4 protein-coding genes and 2 pseudogenes are annotated in these 3,861 nt (G+C 67.8%); 4 read left to right on the top strand and 2 right to left on the bottom strand.

All coding sequences use genetic code 11. The features are described from left to right. The 4 genes and pseudogenes from Q0R63_RS24405 to Q0R63_RS24390 form a co-directional block, all read left to right on the top strand. Nucleotides 1-117: pseudogene (locus Q0R63_RS24405) on the top strand (IS5/IS1182 family transposase); the annotation flags it as partial. Between the two features lie 705 nt (nt 118-822). Continuing rightward, a complete protein-coding gene (locus Q0R63_RS24400) occupies nt 823-1,569 on the top strand; it encodes an alpha/beta fold hydrolase (RefSeq protein WP_295703035.1) in 747 nt (248 codons plus the stop codon). 84 nt (nt 1,570-1,653) lie between these two features. After that, entirely contained in the window at nt 1,654-1,839 is a 186-nt protein-coding gene (locus tag Q0R63_RS24395) for a hypothetical protein (RefSeq protein WP_295703032.1), read from the top strand. A gap of 149 nt (nt 1,840-1,988) precedes the next feature. Beyond that, nucleotides 1,989-2,399: a cupin domain-containing protein gene (locus Q0R63_RS24390; protein WP_295703029.1), complete on the top strand. Its 411-nt coding sequence runs from the start codon at nt 1,989-1,991 to the stop codon at nt 2,397-2,399. A gap of 291 nt (nt 2,400-2,690) precedes the next feature. Here Q0R63_RS24390 and Q0R63_RS24385 read toward each other — a convergent pair whose 3' ends face one another. Further along, entirely contained in the window at nt 2,691-3,413 is a 723-nt protein-coding gene (locus Q0R63_RS24385; protein ID WP_295703026.1) for an MFS transporter, read from the bottom strand. Between the two features lie 157 nt (nt 3,414-3,570). Beyond that, a pseudogene (locus tag Q0R63_RS24715) lies at nt 3,571-3,801 on the bottom strand (MFS transporter); the annotation flags it as partial. Nucleotides 3,802-3,861: the final 60 nt, after the last annotated feature.

The following is a 3,861-nucleotide window of genomic DNA, read 5'->3' as shown; positions in this document are numbered from 1 at the left end:
TTCAAGCAGTGGCGCGCCCTCGCCACCCGCTACGACAAGCTCGCCCTGACCTACCGCGCCGGCGTTGTCCTGCGAGCTGTCGTGCTGTGGCTCAACACATTAGGAGACACGCCCTAGGCGAGCACGACCCGAGCGATGTGGTGGCCACCGGCGTCGCGGCTTGGCGACGTGCTCGCGCCGCGGCTCCTTCGCATGGCCACGATTCGGCGCGTCGTCGAGAGCTGACCGCGGCCAAGCTTGATTGGACATGTGGTCACAAGCCGGCGGATCCGTCTCCCGACCAAGAGCATATCGTGCCGCTGCCTCAAGGTGGTGCCGAAGGAAAGGCCGAGCATCACCGCTATGACTTGCGCGACGGCGCCGTGCTCGAAGCTGGTGGACGAACCGATTGAGAATCCAGTTGCCGGCCGCTGCTACCCGCGCGGTCAACAATGGCGGCCCAAAGGCGGGGGCTCTGCAGTCGTCGGCGCGGGACTGTCGCCGCTTACGATGTAAGAGCACAGGTGGGGCCGACACATCCACCGCTACCCGAATGTGTTGATCATCGCCGACTCGCACGACCAAATCGGCGTGGTCCACCGTCCTAGTTTTAATGAATTGCCGCCTGTCGGGCCGAAGACCGGCAACGCGAAGCTCGGGTCATTAGACCCACGCCGAGCCGGTGGCCATGCCTCGGCCCCGTTGTGCGCCTGCGTCGCCATCGGCAAGGTCGGGCACGGCCGACAGATGTGCGACAAGGTGGGGCTAGCAACACTACGAGGGCGTTGTCGTTACAGCCCCGAAGAGGTCATCAATGATCGACAACCCGTTCTACAGTCATGAGTGTTACGACGAGTACGACCTGATCAGCACGGGCCGTTCGACCTGGAGGAGGGTGGCTGCTGCATCCCTGACTGCCAGCTGGCGGTCGCAACCGTCGTTGAGCTGACTGAGGCCAAAGACAACGCGATCCTGGTCACCACCTGGTACTCGGGCACGCACCAGATCTTTCGAGACATCTACATCGGGCCGGACCACGCGCTGAACCCCAACCGGTACTTCATCGTGTGCATCAACCAGATCGGCGACGGGCTGTCCACCGCAACGCACAACGCCGACGGCCCGAACGCCGAGCTCGCGACGTCTAAGTTCCCGAAGGTGCGGATCGGCGATGACGTGGTCGCCCAAGAGCGACTGCTGCGCGAGCACTTCGGCATCGCGACACTGCAGCTGGTGGTCGGTGCGTCCATGGGTGTCCAGCAGACCTACGAGTGGGCGGTGCGGTTCCCCGACAAGGTCCGCTGCGCCGCGCCGATCACCTCGCACGACTTCCTCTACACCGAGACGCTAAACGAGCAGATCTGGTCCGACCCCGGCTGGAACGGCGGGGAGTACAAGTCCAACGTCGACGTCCTCGACGGGCTCACACGTCACGCCCACATCTGGGGCGTGCTCGGGTTCTCCACCGAATTCTGGGAGCAGGAAGTCGGGCGGTCGCTTGAGTTCGAGACGAAAGAGGCATTCCTTGAGCGCTTCCTGGAGCCCGACTCCACCGTCATGGACCCCAATGACCTGCTGACGCTGGCGTGAAAGTGGCAGCGCGGCGACGTCGCCCGCCACACCGGTGGCGACCTCGCGGCCGCCCTCAAGCGGATCACGGCCAAGACCTTCGTCATGCCGATCGACGAGGACATGTTCTTCCCGATTCGCGACCGTCGCGCCGAGCAAGAGCTCGTCCCGGGCAGCGAGCTGCGCGTGGTGGAGGACGTCTCGGGCCACCTCGGGCTGTTCGGTGTCTCGCCGACCTACATGCCCCAGATCGACCGTCACCTCAACGAGCTCCTGGCAACTGGGATCTGAGGCGACCCGGCCCCTCGTGCCGCAGCCGGGACGCACACCCGGCTGCTGCCCCGCTGGCTCGGGGGGCGTGGATATGCTGGCGTCCTCGGTGCCGGCCGAACCACCCGCTTGATGCCTGCTCGAATCCCCCTGAACAAGAAGGACACCTCATGGACGAGTTCGCCACCGTCGACGTCAACCAAGGCAACCCACCCCCGGAGAAGCTGCAGGCGCTGTTCAACGACCCTGAGCGGGTTCGCGTACAAACCCTGCCCTGCGCCCTGGAGGGCCTGAACTCGAAAGCCGTTCACTTCCCGGCCGGCGTACGCACGAACCCGCACGTGCACACGATGGGTCAGCACATCATCATCACCGACGGCACCGGTGTCGTGGGCGACGAGAGCGGTGTTCACGTCGTGCACGCAGGCGATGTCATCACCAGCCCGCCCGGCGGCTGGCACTGGCACGGCGCCCTGCCGACGACGGCCATGTCACACGTCACGGTCGAAGACCCCGGGCTGGACCTCGACGTTGAGCGCCGCGACTACGACGAGGTCTACACCACCGACCTGGACTCATAGGACGCGACGTCCTCATCGTTGCTGCGACTGCTTGCCTGGTCTGCCCGAGGCGATCGAGGCGACCTGGCCGCTCACCGTCGTGCCCGCACGAGGCTGGCGAGCGCCTTGAACGCCTCAAGCAGCTGCGCAACGGGTGCCCGACGAGGGATCGCTCCGCGCGACAGGGGGAGTCACGAGCCGTGACCCTTCAGTTGTCGTCCGCCATCCACCTCAGGGAAGCTCAGGCTTGGCGATGGGTGCTCGGATCATGCTGAAGCCTCCTGGCGGGCGGGTGTGGGGATCAGAATGGCGCTACCTACCGCAGCCGCGACGAACAGCCCGGCGGGTGATCAGCCCGGTGATGTGTAGGCCGGTCAGGAAGTGGCCGGTCTGGTCGGGCTGGCCGGCGATCGCGCCGAAGGTGGCGATGCCGATCGCGCCGCCGGTCTGGCGGGCGGTGTTGTTCACCCCGGACCCCAGCGCGGACCGCTGCGGTGGGGCGGCGGCGATCGCGGCGGCAACCAGGGCCGGGGTGAGCAGCCCGAGTCCGATGCCCCAGCCGAGCATCGCGGGCAGCAGCAGCGGATAGGCGGTGTCCGCGGTCCAGGTCGCGGTGAGTGCGACGCCGACAGCGGCGAGCAGCAGCCCGGCCAGCATCATCGGCTTAGGTCCCCGCCGCGCGATGCCCCGTCCGGCGATCGGTGCCAGCACGGTCAGCGGCAGGAACAGCGGCAATACCGCCAGGTCCGCGCCCAACGCCGAGCGGTGCTGCACGCTTTGCAGGTACAGGGTGAGCAGGAACAGCAGCCCGAGGGTACCCAGGTTCATCACCGCTGCGACGCTGTTGGCGGTCGAGAACGCCGGGCGGCGAAACAGCGGCAGTGCCAGCATCGGGTCGGCGACGGTGTGCTCGGTTCGCAGGAACCCGGCCAGGGCGAGAACCGCGACGACGATCGCGCTGACCGTGGCGGCACCGAGGCCGGTGTGGGCCGGCGTGGATGACGGCGAACGTCGCGGCGGCCAGCGTGACCGCACCCAGGACGACGCCGGTCCGGTCTAGCCGGCCGGTGCCGCGATCAGCGTCCGCAGGGACGATGCGCAGGGTCACCGGGCCAGCGATGAGCACGATCGGGACGTTGAGGAAGAACACCCACCGCCAACCCAGCCCCTGCACGAGCAGGCCGCCCAGCACCGGGCCCGGCGGGCAGGGCGGCGCTGCCGACACCGGCCCAGATGCCGATCGCCCGGGCCTGCTCGCCACGCTCGGGAAGGAGCGGCTGATGATCGCCAGCGTCCCGGGTAGCAGCAGCGCGGCTCCGATGCCCTGCACCACCCTGCCGGCGATGAGCACGCCGGTGGACGGAGCTAGCCCGCACGCCAGCGACGCGACGCCGAACACGGCCAGCCCGCTCAGTACGACCAGCTTGTGCCCGCGCAGGTCACCGATGGTGCCGCCGGCGAGAAGCAGCGCCGCCAGCGCCAG

This window comes from Lapillicoccus sp., assembly GCF_025353065.1.
GTDB lineage: Bacteria > Actinomycetota > Actinomycetes > Actinomycetales > Dermatophilaceae > Lapillicoccus.
The sequence above is the reverse complement of the archived record's forward strand: the minus strand, read 5'-3'. Positions and strand labels throughout refer to the sequence as shown.

Excerpts from the sequence above, each read along its gene's own strand:
- Q0R63_RS24390 (WP_295703029.1), top strand. The coding sequence starts at position 1,989 with ATGGACGAGTTCGCCACCGTCGACGTCAACCAAGGCAACCCACCCCCG.
- Q0R63_RS24395 (WP_295703032.1), top strand. The coding sequence starts at position 1,654 with ATGCCGATCGACGAGGACATGTTCTTCCCGATTCGCGACCGTCGCGCC.